The organism is Kribbella caucasensis, from assembly GCF_004361855.1.
Classification (GTDB): Bacteria; Actinomycetota; Actinomycetes; order Propionibacteriales; family Kribbellaceae; genus Kribbella; species Kribbella caucasensis.
Window position 1 is genome coordinate 70,597 of the sequence record NZ_SNWQ01000025.1, and the last position, 17,338, is coordinate 87,934.

General features: G+C 68.0%; 16 protein-coding genes. 13 read left to right on the plus strand and 3 right to left on the minus strand.

What is annotated here, in order from left to right:
- Positions 1-105: 105 nt before the first annotated feature.
- The 10 genes from EV643_RS36170 to EV643_RS36215 are packed head-to-tail and all read left to right on the plus strand — an operon-like array spanning position 106 to position 12,089.
- Complete coding sequence (locus EV643_RS36170; RefSeq protein ID WP_133804720.1) at positions 106-1,029, plus strand: carbohydrate kinase family protein; 924 nt, start codon at positions 106-108, stop codon at positions 1,027-1,029.
- Positions 1,026-1,934: an aldolase gene (locus EV643_RS36175; RefSeq protein ID WP_133804721.1), complete on the plus strand. Its 909-nt coding sequence runs from the start codon at positions 1,026-1,028 to the stop codon at positions 1,932-1,934. Before EV643_RS36170 ends, EV643_RS36175 begins: the two co-directional genes overlap by 4 nt.
- A 5-nt stretch (positions 1,935-1,939) precedes the next feature.
- Entirely contained in the window at positions 1,940-3,352 is a 1,413-nt protein-coding gene (locus EV643_RS36180) for a hypothetical protein (RefSeq protein ID WP_133804722.1), read from the plus strand.
- Between the two features lie 28 nt (positions 3,353-3,380).
- Positions 3,381-4,715, plus strand: a complete 1,335-nt coding sequence (locus EV643_RS36185) for an ABC transporter substrate-binding protein (RefSeq protein WP_133804723.1) — start codon at positions 3,381-3,383, stop codon at positions 4,713-4,715.
- Positions 4,712-5,671, plus strand: a complete 960-nt coding sequence (locus EV643_RS36190; RefSeq protein ID WP_133804724.1) for a carbohydrate ABC transporter permease — start codon at positions 4,712-4,714, stop codon at positions 5,669-5,671. Before EV643_RS36185 ends, EV643_RS36190 begins: the two co-directional genes overlap by 4 nt.
- A gap of 12 nt (positions 5,672-5,683) precedes the next feature.
- On the plus strand, positions 5,684-6,499 hold the full coding sequence (locus EV643_RS36195; RefSeq protein ID WP_133804725.1) for a carbohydrate ABC transporter permease: 816 nt from the start codon (positions 5,684-5,686) through the stop codon (positions 6,497-6,499).
- Positions 6,496-8,817 (plus strand): glycoside hydrolase family 31 protein, encoded by a 2,322-nt coding sequence (locus tag EV643_RS36200; RefSeq protein WP_133804726.1) that lies wholly within the window; start codon positions 6,496-6,498, stop codon positions 8,815-8,817. Before EV643_RS36195 ends, EV643_RS36200 begins: the two co-directional genes overlap by 4 nt.
- The gene (locus tag EV643_RS36205; RefSeq protein ID WP_133804727.1) at positions 8,810-9,901 is read left to right on the plus strand and encodes a M24 family metallopeptidase; all 1,092 of its coding nucleotides are present in this window, start codon (positions 8,810-8,812) and stop codon (positions 9,899-9,901) included. The genes EV643_RS36200 and EV643_RS36205 overlap by 8 nt, the downstream gene beginning before the upstream one ends.
- Before the next feature lie 19 nt (positions 9,902-9,920).
- Complete coding sequence (locus tag EV643_RS36210; protein WP_133804728.1) at positions 9,921-11,348, plus strand: NAD-dependent succinate-semialdehyde dehydrogenase; 1,428 nt, start codon at positions 9,921-9,923, stop codon at positions 11,346-11,348.
- 18 nt (positions 11,349-11,366) lie between these two features.
- Positions 11,367-12,089 (plus strand): sulfite exporter TauE/SafE family protein, encoded by a 723-nt coding sequence (locus EV643_RS36215; protein WP_133804729.1) that lies wholly within the window; start codon positions 11,367-11,369, stop codon positions 12,087-12,089.
- Positions 12,090-12,287: 198 nt separating this feature from the next.
- Here EV643_RS36215 and EV643_RS45150 read toward each other — a convergent pair whose 3' ends face one another.
- Entirely contained in the window at positions 12,288-12,566 is a 279-nt protein-coding gene (locus tag EV643_RS45150) for a hypothetical protein (RefSeq protein ID WP_238166048.1), read from the minus strand.
- A 660-nt stretch (positions 12,567-13,226) separates the two neighbouring features.
- On the opposite strand from EV643_RS45150, the gene EV643_RS36225 reads away from it, so the two are divergent.
- From EV643_RS36225 to EV643_RS36235, 3 genes are all read left to right on the plus strand, one after another.
- On the plus strand, positions 13,227-13,553 hold the full coding sequence (locus EV643_RS36225; RefSeq protein WP_133804730.1) for a hypothetical protein: 327 nt from the start codon (positions 13,227-13,229) through the stop codon (positions 13,551-13,553).
- A 648-nt stretch (positions 13,554-14,201) separates the two neighbouring features.
- A complete protein-coding gene (locus EV643_RS36230; protein WP_166665713.1) occupies positions 14,202-14,405 on the plus strand; it encodes a hypothetical protein in 204 nt (67 codons plus the stop codon).
- A 200-nt stretch (positions 14,406-14,605) separates the two neighbouring features.
- Entirely contained in the window at positions 14,606-15,961 is a 1,356-nt protein-coding gene (locus EV643_RS36235; protein WP_238166049.1) for a plasmid pRiA4b ORF-3 family protein, read from the plus strand.
- A gap of 13 nt (positions 15,962-15,974) precedes the next feature.
- Here the strand turns inward: EV643_RS36235 and EV643_RS44445 are convergent, their stop codons facing one another.
- Both EV643_RS44445 and EV643_RS36240 read right to left on the minus strand, forming a co-directional pair.
- Positions 15,975-16,127, minus strand: a complete 153-nt coding sequence (locus EV643_RS44445) for a hypothetical protein (RefSeq protein WP_166665714.1) — start codon at positions 16,125-16,127, stop codon at positions 15,975-15,977.
- Positions 16,124-17,197, minus strand: coding sequence for a hypothetical protein (locus tag EV643_RS36240; RefSeq protein WP_133804732.1), 1,074 nt, complete (start codon positions 17,195-17,197; stop codon positions 16,124-16,126). The genes EV643_RS44445 and EV643_RS36240 overlap by 4 nt, the downstream gene beginning before the upstream one ends.
- Between the last annotated feature and the right edge of the window lie 141 nt (positions 17,198-17,338).

Sequence of the window (17,338 nt, forward strand, 5' to 3'; positions counted from 1 at the left end):
CCTCCTATCTGCGGCCAGTGTTGAGATTCTATCCCCAGACTATGTTGACTTTCCAACATTAATTGTTAGTATCGCAACATCGATGGTCAGAGGAAGGGGACTCGGATGAGTGCCGACCCGCCGGCGGTCTTCGCCGGGGCAGTGACGCTCGACGCGATCGCGCTTGTAGATCGCTTCCCAGACCCGGATGAGCGGCTGGTCGCCGAGCAGCTCGACTATGCAGGCGGCGGTCCTGCCGCGACTGCGGCGGTCGCTGCTGCTCGGCTCGGTGTGCCCGCGGCCTTCGTCGGGACGGTCGGAGACGACCCCGAGGGCCGACGGATCGTTGAGGACTTGCGGGCCGAGGGGGTCGACGTCTCCGGTGTCACCGTGGCGGCCGGCCAGTCGTCCGGCGCGAGTGTCATCGTTGTGGATAGGCAACGCGGGACCAGGGCCATCTGTACCCGGCCGGGTCCGGCGCCGGTCCTGACCTCGGCCGCGGATTTGTTGCTGTCGGCCGAATGGGTGCACGTCGACCACCTCGGCTGGTCTCCCGTCCAAACCCTCCTGGGCGGAGCCAAGGAGCGGCGCCCGATGCTCGCGGTCGACGCGGGCAACCCGATCCCCGGGTTCACGTTCACCGGCGTCGATCTCTACGTCCCGACGGTCGAGGCGCTGCGGCGCGACCACGGCGATGCCGACATCGACAAGCTCCTCGACGCGGCCTTGGCGGCCGGCGCGGGCAGCGTCGTCGCGACCGATGGCCCCCTCGGCTCGTACGCCGCGACAGCAGCCGGCGAGCGGTATCACGCACCAGGACTGAAGGTAGAGGTCATCAGCACCCTTGGTGCCGGCGACGTGTTCCACGGTGCGCTGATCGCGGCGCGGATGCGGCGCCTGCCGCTGGGCCAGTGCCTTGCGTTCGCCAATATCGCGGCCGCGTTGTCGTGCCGTGGCCTCGACGGTCGTTCAGCCATTCCGCAGTACGACGAGGTGGCGGCGCTCCTGCCGTCCCTGACGTGGACCGAGTCTCAAGGAGAGTCACGATGACCAGCGCCCAGACCAGCCGGCCGGACCAGACCGGGACGGCGCCTGACTTGTCTGTCCTGGCCAGGCCGAGTGGTGGTTTCGCGATGCTCGCGGTGGACCAGCGGGAGGCGATGCGAGCGATGTTCGCCGCGCATCAGACCACACCGGTCACCGACGACCAGGTCACCCGATTCAAGTTGGCCGCCGCGTCGATCCTCACGCCGTACGCGTCCGGTGTCCTGATCGACAAGCAGTTCGCCTTCGACCAGGCCGTGGCGGAGCGAGTCGTCGACCCGGCCTGCGGCTTGATCGCCGCGGCGGACCACTTCATCGCCGGACCGGACGAGTTCGTCGCCGACGTGGAGATCGACCGGGCGGTCGTACCCTCGGAGGTGCGCGACCAAGGTGCGGTCGCCCTGAAGCTGCTCGTCATCCATCGCCCGGACGGCGATCCCGCAGCCCGGATCGCGATGGTCGAGGAGTTCGTCGGCCGGTGCCGGGCGGCGGGCCTGATCAGCATCATCGAGCCGGTGTCGAAGGCGCCGCGCGACGGACGTGAGTGGAACTGGGACGATGGCGTTCTCGCTGCCGCCCGCGAGCTGGGCGCGCTCGGTGCCGACCTGTACAAGGCGGAAGTCCCGCTGCATGGGGACGGTGATGCCGACGAGATCCGCCGGCGGTGCGAGGCGATCACCGAGGCGGTCGATTCGCCGTGGGTGGTGTTGTCGTCCGGTGTGCCGCACGAGCTGTTCCCGGAAGCGGTTCGGATCGCCTGCTCCGCCGGCGCCTCCGGCTTCCTGGCCGGTCGCGCCATCTGGGCTTCGGTGATCGGCAGCGACGATGTGGAACGCGATCTTCTTGAGATCTCGGTACCACGGTTGGAGCGCCTCGGCGCTGTCGTCGACGAGGCGCTGGGAGAGAGGTGACCGGCATGACCGTCCGCCCGAAGGTCGTGGTCGTCCCGACCGCGCGACCAACCTTCGCCGTCGAGGTGGCCAAGGTTCGCGCTGTCGCCGCCAGAGCGTTGCTGGTCGAGCTCGGCGCCGACGTGACCGGTCCGGCCGACCTGGTGATGACGCCCGAGGACGTGGCAGCCGCGGCTGAGTTCGTGACCGCCGACGCCGACCTCGTCATCAACATCTGCGCCTCGTTCTCGGACGCGTCCCCAGCGCTCGAGTTGTACGCCGGTCTGGACCGCCCACCGCTGCTGTGGTCCTTCCGCGAACCCGGACCGGTCGGTGACCGGCTCTGGCTGAACTCCTTGTGCGGTGCCAACCTGTTCGGTCACGCGCTGCTGGTCCACGCCGGACTGTCCGCTCGCTTGGTGTACGGCGATCCCAGCGAGCCGGCCGTTCGTGACGCCATCGGCGCAGCTCTTCGTGGCGACCTGCCCCCGGCACCGGACGTTCCGTCGGTAGTCCGCGAACGCGGTGACACCGACGAGGTGGCCGAGGCACTCCGCGGGCTGCGCGGACGCACGATCGGCCTGGTCGGCGAGGCTCCGACCGGCTTCACTCCCAGCCGGTACGACGCGGCGCTGGTCGACAAGCTCTTCGGACTCGCCATCGAAGAGATCGGTGTCGAGGCCATGTTCGACCGGGTGGACGAGGTTCCGGCCGCAGAACGCGACGTCGAACGGGCCGACGCAGTCGCGGCACAACCGTCGTTGGCGACGCTCGACCCGGCGCAGGTCGCACTGTCCGCCAGCGTGACGACCGCACTCAAGTCGTGGCGGGACCAGGCGGATCTGAGCGCGATGGCGATCCGCTGCTGGCCGGAGTTCCCGGCTTCCCTCGGAGTTTGCCCCTGCTCGTCGCTGTCGCGGCTGGCCGACGCCGGTACGCCGACGGCCTGCGAGCGGGATGTGTACGGAGCGGTCACGATGATGCTGCTCGAGGCGCTGGGCGCTGGAACGACCTATCTCGTCGACACCGTTGACCTCGATGCCGAGCGCAACGTCGTACGGCTGTGGCACTGCGGTGCGGCAGCCACGTCTCTGGCCGCCGATCCGTCGGCGGCGACCCAATATGTCCACTGCAACCGCAAGATCGGTGTCGCGGGCAACTTCCCGCTCAAGACCGGTCCGGTGATGATGGCGCGGCTCACGGAGAACCCCGGAGCCGCCGGCCTGCGCCTACTGATCGCCGCGGGGGAGTCCGTCCCGGAGCCGAATCGCTTCCAGGGCAACACCGCGGCCGTCCGCCTCGATGCCGACGCCGAAGACTTCGTGCACGGCCTCGTCAGCGGAGGCTTCCCACACCACACCGTCCTGGCCTGGACCGACGTCCGCCCCGCACTACGGACCGCCGCCGACCAGCTCGGGATTCCCGTCGTCGAGTGGTGAGCCACTCGTCTGTGAAGGAGTGCCGCACATGTCTCAGCACCAGAATCATCCGGAGATCGGCCGCCGGCGACTGCTCCAAGGGCTGACCGCGATCGGGCTCGGTGGCGCGGCGGCAGGCTGCGCCGGGCCGGGAACGGTTCGAGGCAACAGCGCCCGCTCCGGCGCCGTGCCCAATGCGCCCGCCCCGGTGGCCAGTACGCCGGTGAAGGGCGAGATCTCGTTCGCCCACTGGCGGGCCGAGGACAAAGCAGTCTTCGACCAGATCATCGCCGGCTTCGCCAAGGCGAACCCCGGAGCCTCGGTCACACAGGACATCTCGCCCTCGAACGACTACCAGAGCACCGCGCTGCAGAAGATCAAGGGCGGTGCCATCGGCGACGTGTTCACCGCGTTCCGCGGTGCGCAGTTCGTGAACATGGTCAAGGCCGGGGCCTTCCTCGACCTGTCGGCCCAGTTGTTCGCCGACAACTACCTGCCGAAGATGACCCGCGGTGGCAAGGACGCGAACGGACGCCAACTCGGCCTGCCGTACCAGCTCGTCTTCAACATGCCGATCTACAACGTCGACCTGTTCGAGCGGGCCGGTATCTCCGAGCTCCCGCAGGACTGGGACGGCTTCCTCGGTCTGTGTGACAGGCTCAAGGCGGCGGGCGTGGTCCCGATAGCGTGGCCGGGCGGAGAGCCGGCCAACGCAGGGCAACTCTTCAACGCGATGGTGATGAACAACCAGCCTGCCGACGACGCCTGCGCAGGGATCGAGGCCGGCCGGTACAAGGTGACCGACGACTGGTTCCTCAAGACGTTGCGCCAGTACGCCGAGCTGCGGCCGTTCTTCGAGCCGAAGGCAACCGGGACCGCCTCGGAACCACTGCAACAGCTCTTCGCCACCCAGAAGGCCGCGATGCTGGCCACCGGCTCGTTCCACCTGGCGGCTGTCCGCAAGTTGGGAGCGACTTTCGCGATGGACCTGATCGCGCCGATCACGGTGCCGAAGGACCAGGTCAAGTACGTCGGGATCCACAACGCCACCTTCATCCTCGGCGTCAACGCCGCATCCCAGCAGCACCAACAGGCGCTGAAGTTCGTCGAGTACCTGTCCGACCCGGCCGTCGCGAGCATCTACGCGAACGGAACCGGTCAGCACCTCACGGTGTCCGGGGTCGAGTACACCAACCGCGATCTGAAGGCGACGGCGCCCTGGCTCGACCGTAAGACGCTGCTGGCGCCCAGGTTCCAGTTCGAGGATCTCGACCTGCGCGCCGCCGTCGAGAACGCCTGCACACAGGTGGCCGGCGGAACCGCACCGGAACAGGCCGCGGACGCGGCCCAACGGATCGTCGAACAGCGGAGGCGGTCACGATGACGAACTCCGGCATCCTCCTCGACGCCCCGGCCCGAGACGAGTCGCCGACACCGGTGCCACCACGTCGCCGACGCTCAGGGGTGAATCGGACGCATCCCGCGCTGTTCCTGTTTCCGCTGCCGGCCCTCGTCCTGTACGTCGTCTTCTTCGCCATGCCCACGTTCGAAGGTGTGCGCTACTCGGTCACCGACTGGGACGGGTTCAGCGCCGAGTACAACAACGTCGGTGCCGGCAACTTCAGCACGATCGCCACAGCGGACGATCTCTTCCGCGGGGCACTGTTCAACAACCTGAAGTTCATGCTCGTGGTGGTCGTCTTCCAGACCCTGATCTCGCTGGCGCTCGCGGTCTTCCTGGTGAGGAACTCGCGGTCGTCGATCCTGCTGAGGGCGCTGTACTTCCTGCCGACGATCCTGTCCTCGGTCTCGGTCGCCTTCATCTGGAAATTCGTCTACGACCCGAACTTCGGCCTGATCAACACCGCGCTCGGGGCGGTCGGGCTGGACGGCCTCAAGAGCTCGTTCCTAGGCGACGACGGCAAGGCGATCTTCTTCGTGGCGGCCACCCAGGTGTGGTTCCACGTCGGCCAGATGATGGTCATCTACGTGGCCGGTCTGCAGCAGATCCCGGCCGACCTGTACGAGTCGGCCGACGTCGACGGTGCCTCCCGGTGGCGGCAGTTCCGGCACATCACCTGGCCGCTGGTCGCGCCCGCCTCGGCGATCGTGATCGCCTACACGACGGTGCAGAGCTTCAAGGCTTTCGACCTGATCCTCGGGATGGGCGGCAATCCGCCCAAACCGTCGCTGGACATCCTGTCGACCCGCATCTACGCCGGCTTCGCCAACTCGCAGTTCGGCTACGCCGCCGCGGAGTCGATCGTCTTCATGGTCGTCATCGCACTCGTGACCTGGCTGCAGCGGCGTGCGGTCGCGCTGGCGCAGAGCCAGGCCTGAGAGGAGATCGACATGGGCTTCAATCTGACCCGCCGCACGGTCCTGTTCGTCTACGCGGTGCTGATCATCGTCCCGATGGTGGTCGTGCTGGCAGGAACCTTCAAGACGACCCAGCAGTTGTTCTCCTCGCCGTTCGGCCTGCCGGACAAGCTCGATGGCGCGAACTATCGGCAGGTGCTCGGGCAGGGCGGCCTCGGCGGCGCGTTCCGCAACAGTGCGATCGTGACCGCGTGTTCGGTGCCGATCACGTTGTTCGTCGGCAGCCTGGCGTCGTATGGCATCGCCCGCATCCGTGGTTGGGTGGGACATCTGATCTACGGCTTCATCGTGCTCGGCATGGCGGTCCCCGCGCAGGCGAACATGATTCCGCAGTACGTGCTGTTCGACGTGCTCGGCCTGACGAACAGCCTGATTGGTCTGGTCCTGATCAATGTGGTCGTCACGTTGCCGATCGCGGTGTTCATCATGACCGGCTTCCTCAAGACGATCCCGGGGGAGATCTACGAGGCCACCTCGATCGACGGTTCCGGGCCGTGGCGGACCTACCGGTCGGTGATCCTGCCGCTGTCGACGCCCTCGCTCGCGGCCACCGCGATCTTCCTGTTCGTGATCCACTGGAACGATCTGCTCTATCCGCTGCTGTTCATCCAGGAGCCCGGCAAGAAGACGCTGCCGGTGGCGCTGCTGTCGTTCCAGGGCGAGTTCCTGACCGACTATCCGCTGCTCTTCACCGGCGTCGTGGTCGCCTCCGCGCCGATCGTCGTCGCCTATGTGTTCCTGCAGCGCTACTTCGTGGCCGGTATCACCGCCGGCTCGGTGAAGGGATGAGTGCGGTGGACGGGACGCTGCTGCTGCGCCGGGTGACCTCGGTACGGCGGACCCGGGCGGGCGCGGCGATCGGGGTCGACGCGCTGCCCGGCGTACAACTCGGCGTCATGCCGGGCTGGCTCACCGGTGAATCGCCGGAGGACCAGGGCATCGAGACACAGATGCCGAACCTGCCGGAACTGGACCTGCCACCTGTCGATCCCACGGCGTACGAGCTGAGGGTGAGCCTGCCATCCGACTCGACAGTGCGGATCACCCTGGCCCCGGCCGGGGCGGCGGTCCTGGACGACGACGGCACCTGGCTGGGCATCGTCACCGATCCCGGACGGGGCGAGGCGCCATTCGAGCTGACCGAGGCGGACGCGGAGATCGTCATCGCGTCCTCACAGGTGCGGGTGCGGATCGGCCGTGCGCCGTTCACGCTCGCCGTCGAGGATCTCGCGACAGGTGAGCGGCTGCTCCGCACAGCGCACCGGCTGCGGCAGGTCGCCGGCCTGCCGATGGCTCCTGCGGTGGTTGCTGATGGCAATGGGATGACGCTCAACCTCGAGCTCGGCACGGACGAGGACGTGCTTGGCTTCGGTGAGCAGTTCGGCCGGCTGGTGAAGAACGGCCAGCAGCTCGTCCTGCGGAGTGAAGACGCCTGCGGCACCGGGACCGGGATGGCGTACAAGCCTGTCCCGGTGTGGCACTCGTCGGCGGGGTACCTGGGCTTCGTCAACACCGGGGCCGTGGTGACAGCGGACGTCGGCCACACCCGCCCGTCCGTCCTTGGCCTGACCGTTGCGGACGAGGCGATCGACCTGTACGTCGTCGCGGCGCGCTCACCCAAGCACCGGCTCACGGCGTACACCGCTCTCACCGGACGCGCAGATGTGCCGCCGCTGTGGGCGTTCGGCTACTGGATGGGACGTTGCCGGTATCACAGCCGTGACGAGATGCTCGACGTGGTACGGACGATGCGCGAGCACGGCGTACCGCTGGACGTGATGCACTGCGACCCGGACTGGCTGGTGGTCGACCGGCTCAACTGTGACTTCATCTGGAACGAGACCCGCTTCGGTGACCGCAAGTCCTTCGTCGACGCGCTGGCGGAGTCCGGTGTTCGCCTCTCGGTCTGGGAGCTGCCGTATCTGGATCCGGCGTCGCCTCGCTTCGAGGAGGCCCGGGACAAGGGCTACCTGGTCCGTACGTCGACCGGTGAGCTGGCCGCCATCCAGAAGACGCCGACCTCCGATGGCCGGATGCGGGCGCTGATCGACTTCACGAACCCCGATGCGCTCGCCTGGTGGCAGGGCATGCACGAGGAGTTCCTCGCCGATGGGGTCGCGGTGTTCAAGACCGACTTCGGTGAGGCGCTCCCGGACGACGTCGAGCTGTTCGACGGCACGCCACCGGCGCACGCGCACAACCTCTACCCGCTGCGGTACAACGCCGCGGTCAGCGACGCCATCCGGCGGTACGCCGGCCGGAGCCCGTTGGTGTGGGGACGTAGCGGTTGGGCCGGCTCGCAGCGCTACCCGGGTCAATGGGGCGGGGACGCCGAATCCACGGTCGCAGGCATGCAGGCAACGGTCCGCGGCGGCCTGTCCTACGCGATGAGCGCACCCGGCTTCTGGAGTCACGACATCGGCGGCTTCTTCGGCCCGGAGCTGACGCCGGGCCTGTACGTCCGCTGGACTCAGCTGGGCGCGTTGTCGCCGTTGATGCGCGCCCATGGGCTGCGACCGCGTGAGCCTTGGCAGTTCGGCGCCGACGCTCTCGAGATCAGCCGTCGCTGGGTGCGGCTTCGCTATCAGTTGCTGCCGTACCTGTGGCAGGTGGCGCAGGAATCTGCCCGCAACGGCTGGCCGGTGATGCGGCCGCTCGGCCTTGAGTTTCCCGACGATGTGGTGGCCCGGTCGGTCGACGACTCGTTCATGGTCGGCGGCGACCTGCTCGTCGTACCGGTGTTCGACGACGGCACGAAACCGGTCACCCGCCGGTTCTATCTACCGGAGGGACGGTGGGTGGATCTGCTCGAGGGGACCGTCTTCACCGGCCCTGGCTTCCACCAGGTCGAGGTGCCGCTGGACCGCTTCCCAGTACTGGTCCGCAGCGGCGCGGTCATCCCGCAGGTGCCGGTGGACCCCGCCGTCACCGGAACGACAGATCTTGAGGATCGTCCGTGGGTTCTGCACGCGTACGGCGAGACGCCGCGCGAGCTGACGCTCTCCGGATTCGACGGTACGCCGACCAGCGTCGTACTGGAGTCCGGCCGAACGATTGCCATCGGCACCCAAGCCGTTGCCGGAGAAGTCGTGGCGCACGATGGGTGATCGCCGGATCGACTTCACCGACAAGCTCGGACGGCTGGCCGCGCTCGGCACGGAGCAAGGCCTCGAATCGCTCGTACTCCGTACACCAGCATCGCTCACCTGGTTGCTCGGAGCACGGGTGCATGTTCCCCAGACATTGGACTCTGCCTGCCTCGACGTCGTCGTCGATCTCTCCGGACAGACGCCGACGGCAACAGTCGTCACCAACACGATCGAGGCGCCCCGGCTCCGAGACACCGAGTTGTCCGGTCTGGACGTCGACTGGCGGATCGTGCCGTGGTGGCAGCCACGTGACTCGGTGCTGCCGACCGGGCCCACGGTCGGCAGCGACGGCTCTGTGGCAAGAACGATCGATGTGGCCGTGCAGGTCGCGACTCTTCGCCGCGTCCTCACCATGCATCAGCAGGCGCTGCTCGCACACCTGTGCAGCGATGCCGCGAGCGCAGCCACCGAGGCCGCGTACACCATCTCACCCGACATGACGGAGTACGCCGCGGCCGCTGTGCTCGCGGCGGCGTTGCTCGGCCGCGGGCTCGATCCGATCGTGCTGATGGTCGCGGGTGACGACCGCCGCCGCGAGCATCGTCATCCACTGCCCACCGACGCGCCGATCGGCCACCGGGCCATGCTCGTCTGTTGCGCCCGCCGCCACGGCCTGGTCGCCAGCGTGACGCGGCTCGTCGCGTTCGGCGACCTGCGCGCGGAGGAGAAGGCTCACTATCGTGCGCTGCTCGAGGTCGAACGGGCGTTCCTCGACGCGAGCATGCCAGGCGTGCGGCTCGGTGACGCGTTCGCCAGCGGCACCGCGGCGTACGGCGCCAACGGCTTCGAGCCGGGGGAGTGGCACCGGCACCACCAAGGCGGGTTCAGCGGCCTTCAGCCGCGTGAGTTTCCGGCCCACCACGGCTCGGACGCCGTCGTGCCGGCCGGTTCGGTGCTCGCCTGGAATCCCAGCGCCGCCGGCTGGAAGGTCGAGGACACCGCGGTCATCCGGCCGCACGGCGCCCAAGTCCTGGTGCACGACCCGAGCTGGCCAGTCGTCAACGTGGGCGGCCGGCATCGCCCTGGCGTCCTGGTGCGCTGACCCCCGACTGAGGAGAGACATGACGGAACCCGGTACAACCCTGATCGACGGCCAGTGGCACCGCCAGGCTGACAGCCTGGAGGTGATCGACCCCGCCGACGGCTCCGTTGTCGACCACATCGGCTGGAGTACTGCCGAGGACGCCGTACGGGCCGCCGACGCAGCTGCCGACGCACTGACAAGTTGGGCCGATGCGCCGGCCAGGCAACGAAGCGACATCTTGCTCAGGGCAGCCGACCTGATCACGGCACGGGCCGAGGAGATCGGCACCCTGCTCGCCCGCGAGGCGGGCAAGCGCCTGCCGGAGGCGATCGGCGAGGTGAGCTTCTCCGCGGAGTACTTCCGCTGGTTCGCAGAGGAAGCCCGCCGGCCATCCGGTCACGTCGTACCGCACGAGCTCGCGGACCGGCGCCACCTGACCATCCGCAGGCCCGTCGGCGTTGTCGCCACGCTGACGCCCTGGAACTTCCCGTGCTCGATCCAGGCCCGCAAGCTGGCGCCCGCGCTGGCCGCAGGCTGCACAGTTGTCGCCCGGGTCTCGGAGAAGGCACCGCTCGCCGTCACCGAGATGATCAGGTGCCTCACCGATGCCGGCATCCCCCGAGGCGTGGTGAACCTCGTTCACGGTCCCGCGCGCGAACTGACCGGTGCGCTGCTGGAACACCGGGCTGTCCGGGCCGTCAGCTTCACCGGCTCGACCGGCGTAGGGGCGCAGATCATGGCCGGAGCGGCGCGACGGATCGTCAGGCCGCTGCTGGAGCTCGGAGGCGACGCCGCCTTCATCGTCTTCGAGGACGCCGATCTGGACGCGGCGGTCGAGGGCGCGCTGCTGGCGAAGTTCCGTAACACCGGTCAGTCCTGCATCGCCGCGAACCGCTTCATCGTGCACGAGGACGTCTATGACGAGTTCGTCGCCCGGCTCGTCAACGCCGTCGACAAGATGACCGTCGGCAACGGGCTTGCCGAGGACTGCCCCGATCTCGGACCGGTGATCGACGCCCAGCGGGCGGCAGCGGTCGAGGCGATGGTCAAGGAGGCGGTGGCGGGCGGAGCCCGCTTGCTCACCCGTTCCTTCGAGTTGCCGGCTGCCGGCAGCTATGTGGCGCCGGCCTTGCTGGCCGACGTACCGGACCACGTCGCGCTCGCGCGGGAGGAGGTGTTCGGTCCCGTGGCCGGGATCTTCCGGTTCCGTGACGAGGATGAGGCGATCGCTCGTGCCAATGCGACCGAAATGGGTCTGGCCGGCTATTTCTGGTCGCGCGACGTCAGCCGGGGCTGGCGGGTGGCGGAGCGCCTCGAGACTGGGATCGTCGGGATCAACAACGCCTTGCCGACAGTGTGTTTCGCGCCCATGGGTGGAGTGAAGCAGTCCGGTTTGGGCCGTGAAGGAGGAAGTCTTGGCCTCGAGGAGTTCCAAGACGTTCGTTACCTCGCTGTCGGTGTCTGAAGTGCCGCGGCGGTGGTGATGGACACGCAGGTCGTGCTGCTCGCCGGCGGCGTGGCCGCGGGTGCGGTGACGCAACGCGTGACCGGCGTGGGGTTCGCGCTCGTCGCGTCGCCCCTGCTCGTCCTGGTGGCCGGTCCCTTCCAGGGCGTGGTCTTGTCGAACGTGCTCGCGCTGCTGACCAGCCTGGCCGTGCTCGCGGCGACCTGGCGGGACGTCGACCTGAAGCAGGGCCTACAGCTTGCCGTGCCCGCGCTCGCGATGATTCCGCTCGGAGCCTTCGTCGCGAGACGTGTGCCGGCGCCCCTACTGATGGTTCTCGTCGGGACGATGGTGCTGGTCGCACTGCTGGCTGTTCAGTTCAGTAGAAGGGCGCGGATGCCACGAGGGATGGCCGGAACGCTCGCAGCCGGTGCGGCGAGTGGGTTCATGAACGTGACAGCTGGGGTCGGTGGACCGGCGATCGTGCTGTACGCGGTCAGTACGAACTGGGACCACCGCAAGTTCGCTGCCACCTTCCAGCTGTATGCGGTCGTCATCAACCTCGCCTCCTTGGCCGCGAAGGGCGGCGTACAGGTCTCGGCGTCGACGCTGTTGATCTCGGTCGCTGCTCTGACCGCAGGGCTTGTCGGCGGACACGTCTTGGCCGTCAAGCTAGGAGGAGAACACGCGCGCCAGCTCGTCATCGCCCTGTCGGCCATCGGCGCAGCCGCGATCGTCGTCAAGGGCCTCCTCTCCTGGTGAACGAACCGCGCCTGGACCAGCCTCTGCCTCCGGCGTTCGGGACATTCAGGACAGCAGTCCGGCGACCGCGTCGGGGCGAGCGGTCGCCTAACGGTGCGCGTCGAACGGGCGAAAACGGCCGCCTGCGCCGCGTTGCCGCGCAGTTCACGCGAGATCGTCGACGGCGCCCGGCCAGACGATCCGCGATCTTTCGGACGCTCACACCGGCATGACGCAGATCCGCAATCTCGATCCGATCCTCTCTTGCGACAGGAACCGCGAGCTGATCTCCCGATCCGCGAGCCGGTCAAGTGAAGCGACGAACCCGACGACCTGGCCCTTGCGGTAGGTCTTGTAGCCGCAGGACCAGTTGTTCCTGGTGGTCCTCGAGACACCGACCTCGCGCGCTGCGGCCACAATGCTCCACCCGCGACCACGCAACTCCATGAACCGTAGGCGCTTGGCCGACTGCGGCCGACGACCCGGCCCCTTCCTCACACGACGAGACGAAGACAACACAACCTCCCAATCCAGGACGAAGTGTTGCAACCGTCAGCAGAAACCACCTTGCCGCCTCCTGATCAGCTTTCAGTTGCTGTCGACATCCTCGACTCGCGCGCCGCAGAATCCGTGCCGTGGGACGAAGAATCTCGAGGCCGCATACGCCGCGGACCTCGCACTGGCGGCCCCCACCGGGTCCCGGACGGACCGAGTTCCGCTCCTTTGAGCAATTCCAGGAGTCCGGGACTTGCTCTTCTGGGTTCATACCTGTCCGGCGGACGGCGAGATTGGTCCCACAAGCACGAACGGTCATCCGCGGGCTAGTCGGCGCAACTGTCGGACCGCGCGGTCACCCGCAGGGAGGTCTGGCGGCGCCTGACGGCTGCAGACGCGTGAAGGAGGAATGGGGATACGCCTCGGCAGAGGAAACGCGACAACCGAACGCCGACAGATGACGAAGGGCTCATATCCCTAGGGATATGAACCCCCACGTGTCCGAGGAGGGACACACACCTTAACCACACGCTTGGATCTGCCCGGCGCCCCCCTGACGTGCTGCCGTACGACGCGTTGCCGCGGCGAGGGGCTGTAGAGGCTCGCCCTTCGTGTTCATCGCCCGCTGAGGGCATCAGTAGGCCTGGGCTGAGGGGTCTTCGAGTGGGAGGTCGATGGCGAGGCGGGTGCACTTGCCGGTGGGCTCTGTGCGGCGATGGTGCCGTCGGCGGCTTCGACGCGGTCGCTGAGGCCGACCAGTCCGGAGCCGCGCTGTCCTCCGGCGACTTCCGCTGGTTGCGGACGGAATCCGGCGTACTCGCCTTCACCAGAGGTGACGGCTTCTCCTGCGTCGTCAACTGCTCTTCCCGAGTGGTCGCGGCGCCGGTCGGCGGCCAACTGCTGCTCGCCAGTCACCACGAAGCCGGCGACAAGCTGCCCGAACAGCGCCGCGTGGTACCTGTCGGCGTCGGTGGCAGAGTCGGCAGGTGACGCGGCATGAACGCCCGCCAGTGCGTACGACGTGCTTCCTCGGTAACCCCTCCAGGCCGGTTGGACCTGGCTCTTGAGCTTCCCCTCACTCGGCGCCAGGTCTGCCGTTCCACGACGCCGTGCCCCAGAGGTATGAGATGCGACAGGTACGTATCACGAAGGTGAGCCGGACCAGGACTCAGCGCCGCCAGGCCCTCCTGGATGTGCTACCCCTCGACCCCAGAGACCCCGACATCAGCAGGGCCAAACAACGCCAACGCGAGCGCTCCCCGGCGATGAACGTCCGGCAGGGCGGTGAACATGCCGGCAGTCATGGACGGCGATCTCGGCACCGCTGCCGTTCATGCACTCGACCTTGTCCTGGAGGCGGCGCAGGTTCGCTAGGCCCGCCCGGGCGATTTGCGCCCAGGGCGCACCGAGGCTGTCGATATCGAATGCATCGCGACCGTGCGTCCGGCATAAGTGGCCGGCACGGCGAGGACACCTGGCACGAAATCAGGCATGTGCTCGGCCCGGCCGGGCTCGATCGTGAACGCACACCGGGCGCGCGCACAGCTCGCTCGACTTCGCAACCTGTGGGGAACTGCGGGCGTACGCGCTCGTCGATGTGCCCCTCGACTGCGGGTGCCGCCGGAACGTCTGGCCATCATGGGCGCGACGAGCGCCGGCCGGGAACTGGTCGCCGATCACCGGGTGGACGTGATCTCGTCCATGGGCGGTCCGGCCACCGTTGATCGGATCGCGGCTTGTGGCCTGGGTCGGAAGCTGCTCATGGAGCAACCCGGCAGATCGGCGACACTCCGGTACTCGGTGCCGGTGCCGGGGTCGGGGTCGGGCAGACTGGCCGGGTGAGTCCAGTGAGCCGTGCGCGGAAAACCAAGAAGAACAAGAAGTCCACCCAGCGGCCGACCCGGCCTGACCTTCTCGGCGGACGGGATGAGTGTGATTGCCCCGTGTGCTCGGGTGCGGACTTCGACCCGCGGCAACTGATCGATGGAGTGGTCGCGGGCGCTGCGGACCTGGCCGAGTCCGACGATCCGCTGGACGCGGAGATGCTGGGCGCGGCGTTCGTGTCGATCGGCGCGCTTAACTGGGAGGCGTTCGAGCAGGCGCTGATCGAGGGCTTTGTCCCGCAGTTCGAGGACAAGGCTTCCACCGGGGCGCTGGCGATGCTGCTGGCGATCGGTTCGGTCGCCCCCGGCCAGGCCGGCAAGGCGGCGTCAGCGGCTGCTGACCGGCTCGTCGAAGCCGGTGTCGAACCGCCCAGGTGGGCAGCTGAGCTGGCTGAGCCGGTGAAGATCGCAGACTGCCAGCACCTTCAGGATGCGCAGGGCGCCGAGGCGATGCTGGCATGCGTGTTTCATCGAGCCGGACGCTCGCACGCCGTCATGGTCAGCGTCGACAATCTCGACTGCGGAGCCGCCGGCGATATTCTTCTGCTTGACTCCGACCAGTTGCCCGCGGCGCTGGAGATTACGCGAGCCGACGCTCGGGCCAGCGGCGTCGAGCTGACCACGGAGGTGCTGGACGCGGCGGAGTTCCGCTGGCAGGTTGAGCGGGCGCTGGACACGCGGGCGGTGCATGATAGTGAGCTGGACGACCTCGACGGAGTACCGGACGACGAGGACGGCCCGGGCTACCCGGTCCTGGCGATGCTGATGCGGGCCCGGATGACGGCCCTGCCGACACCGAACAAGCCCCCGGCGTCGCACGGGGACGGGGAGACTGGGCTCACAACGCTGCAGATGCTGGCGCAGCTCGTCGGCAGCGGCGGCCCGTTCGGCGCCGGGGGACCGGTCGCGCGGCGCGGACGGCCGATGGTGGCCGAGCTGCCGGCGAAACCCAAGCGGTCCGGACGCCCGGCACCGGTCTATCAGATCAAGGTGGGGCTGCGGGGCGCGAAGCCACCGATCTGGCGGCGCCTGGAGGTGCCCGCCGACCTCAGCCTCGCTCGACTTCACCAGGTGATTCAGGTCGCGTTCGGGTGGTACGACAGTCACCTGCATGTGTTCGAAACGCCGTACGGCGATTTCGGGCTGGCCGACGTGGAGCTCGGCCATCGGGCAGAGGCGCCGGTGACCTTGGAACAGGTCGCCCCCAGAGTCAACGCCAAGCTGCGCTACACCTACGACTTCGGTGACGACTGGCAGCACGACATCCTGGTGGAGAAGGTGCACAACCGCGACGCAGCGGCCTATCTGCGGTGCACGGGTGGACGGCGCGCTGCTCCGCCCGAGGACTGCGGCGGTGTTTGGGGCTACGCCGACCTCGTGGAGATCCTCAACGATCCCGACCACCCTGAGCACCAGGAACAACTGGAGTGGCTGGGTCTCGACTCCGCGTCCGAATTCGACCCCGGCAGGTTCGACGCCGAAGCGATTACCAAGGCATTGTCCAGCCTGCGCTGACGTCCGACGACCATCACGACGCCTGCTCGGCCACCCGCACCGTGGTCGACGTCGATACCGAGCATGGGCTGGTCAGGTTGGTGGACTCGACACCGCCCAGGACGTCTCCGATCGCCGTGGCGCTGCCGGCCGCTGACCGATCCGGCCGAGGATCGCATCCGGTCATGACGTCGACGCTTGAGTGCTCTGCCGCTGATTGCTGATCTCCTGTGCGTGAGGTGGGAGACGTGCGCCGATCTCTGCCGCGAAGTCGAGGAACTGCTGATGACCGGGCAGCTTCTGCAGGCAGTCGTGCACCAGCTCGCGGGCCCGGCTGGTCTCGCCGCGCCGATGCGCGAGGCGCGCCTGTAGATGGGTCAGCTCGGGCCCGGCGAGTGCGGGATGTGTGGCCAGGCTGGTGAGCTGGTCGTCGGCCTCATAGTCCGTAAGCTTGTCGAGTAGCAGGAGATGCCAATCGGCGAGTGCGGCGGTCCGCTGCTCCTGGTCCCACCCTTTGCGGCGCCACGTGTTCTGCTGACGTGCAGGGGCGTGTGCGGCATCGTCGAGTGCGTCGAGGTAGCGGTCGGCGAACTCGATCCACATCTCGGGCGTTCGCAGCATTCCGGCGAGCACGCCGGCGAGCGAGGTCTCCTTTTCGCTGAGCGGACCCCACCCGCTGCGGGTCCAGCCATGCCGTGAGGCCCATCGGATGAGCTGTGGTGCCGATCGTTGGGCGAATATGGACAACCCATGCCGGTCTCGTACAGCGTTCCACAGCAGCGCTGCCGCGTCCGAGACGACGAACCGTGCCGCCTCAACCGGATCCTCGGAGCGGAAGTAGTCGTACTCCCGGGTCGCGCAGGCCAGATCGATCAACTCCGCCACCGCCGCTGCTGCGGCATCGGACTCGTCTGTGCGTAAGGCATCCTGGGCCTCGGTGACCAGCCGCCGGAAGGTGAACCGCCAGCGTGTCCGTTCCTTCGGCGACACGCGCCGGTCACCGCCGAGGTGCGCGCCCGAGCGCGCCAGCGAAACGAAGTCACGGACCTCGGCCAGCACACCCTCAGGATCAACAGATGCGATCGAGGCGTCCTTGCCACGATCGTGCTGGTCGGGGTCGATCGCGGCTTCGATGCGTGCCCGCATCGGTGCTGAGCCGCGCCAGTACAGGTTCCACAACACCTTTGCGAGGCGATCCTCGTCGAGCGTCGCCAGCTTGCCGAAGAACTGCTCGCGGTTCATCCGTCGCATCTGCATGCCAGCCGATAGTAGCCGGGACAGATCTACCGCTTGTGCTTGCGCCGGGGGCGTCTGCGTTGCGACCTGCTCAGCCTGCGTTTGGGTCGGCGGCCCTCTATGCCGTTGTTCGCGCGAATGCTGGCGGTCAACGGATCCAGG

Excerpts from the sequence above, each read along its gene's own strand:
- EV643_RS36170 (WP_133804720.1), top strand. The coding sequence starts at position 106 with ATGAGTGCCGACCCGCCGGCGGTCTTCGCCGGGGCAGTGACGCTCGAC.
- EV643_RS36175 (WP_133804721.1), top strand. The coding sequence starts at position 1,026 with ATGACCAGCGCCCAGACCAGCCGGCCGGACCAGACCGGGACGGCGCCT.
- EV643_RS36180 (WP_133804722.1), top strand. The coding sequence starts at position 1,940 with ATGACCGTCCGCCCGAAGGTCGTGGTCGTCCCGACCGCGCGACCAACC.
- EV643_RS36185 (WP_133804723.1), top strand. The coding sequence starts at position 3,381 with ATGTCTCAGCACCAGAATCATCCGGAGATCGGCCGCCGGCGACTGCTC.
- EV643_RS36190 (WP_133804724.1), top strand. The coding sequence starts at position 4,712 with ATGACGAACTCCGGCATCCTCCTCGACGCCCCGGCCCGAGACGAGTCG.
- EV643_RS36195 (WP_133804725.1), top strand. The coding sequence starts at position 5,684 with ATGGGCTTCAATCTGACCCGCCGCACGGTCCTGTTCGTCTACGCGGTG.
- EV643_RS36200 (WP_133804726.1), top strand. The coding sequence starts at position 6,496 with ATGAGTGCGGTGGACGGGACGCTGCTGCTGCGCCGGGTGACCTCGGTA.
- EV643_RS36205 (WP_133804727.1), top strand. The coding sequence starts at position 8,810 with ATGGGTGATCGCCGGATCGACTTCACCGACAAGCTCGGACGGCTGGCC.
- EV643_RS36210 (WP_133804728.1), top strand. The coding sequence starts at position 9,921 with ATGACGGAACCCGGTACAACCCTGATCGACGGCCAGTGGCACCGCCAG.
- EV643_RS36215 (WP_133804729.1), top strand. The coding sequence starts at position 11,367 with ATGGACACGCAGGTCGTGCTGCTCGCCGGCGGCGTGGCCGCGGGTGCG.
- EV643_RS36230 (WP_166665713.1), top strand. The coding sequence starts at position 14,202 with ATGGGCGCGACGAGCGCCGGCCGGGAACTGGTCGCCGATCACCGGGTG.
- EV643_RS36235 (WP_238166049.1), top strand. The coding sequence starts at position 14,606 with ATGCTGGGCGCGGCGTTCGTGTCGATCGGCGCGCTTAACTGGGAGGCG.
- EV643_RS44445 (WP_166665714.1), bottom strand. The coding sequence starts at position 16,127 with ATGACCGGATGCGATCCTCGGCCGGATCGGTCAGCGGCCGGCAGCGCC.
- EV643_RS36240 (WP_133804732.1), bottom strand. The coding sequence starts at position 17,197 with ATGCAGATGCGACGGATGAACCGCGAGCAGTTCTTCGGCAAGCTGGCG.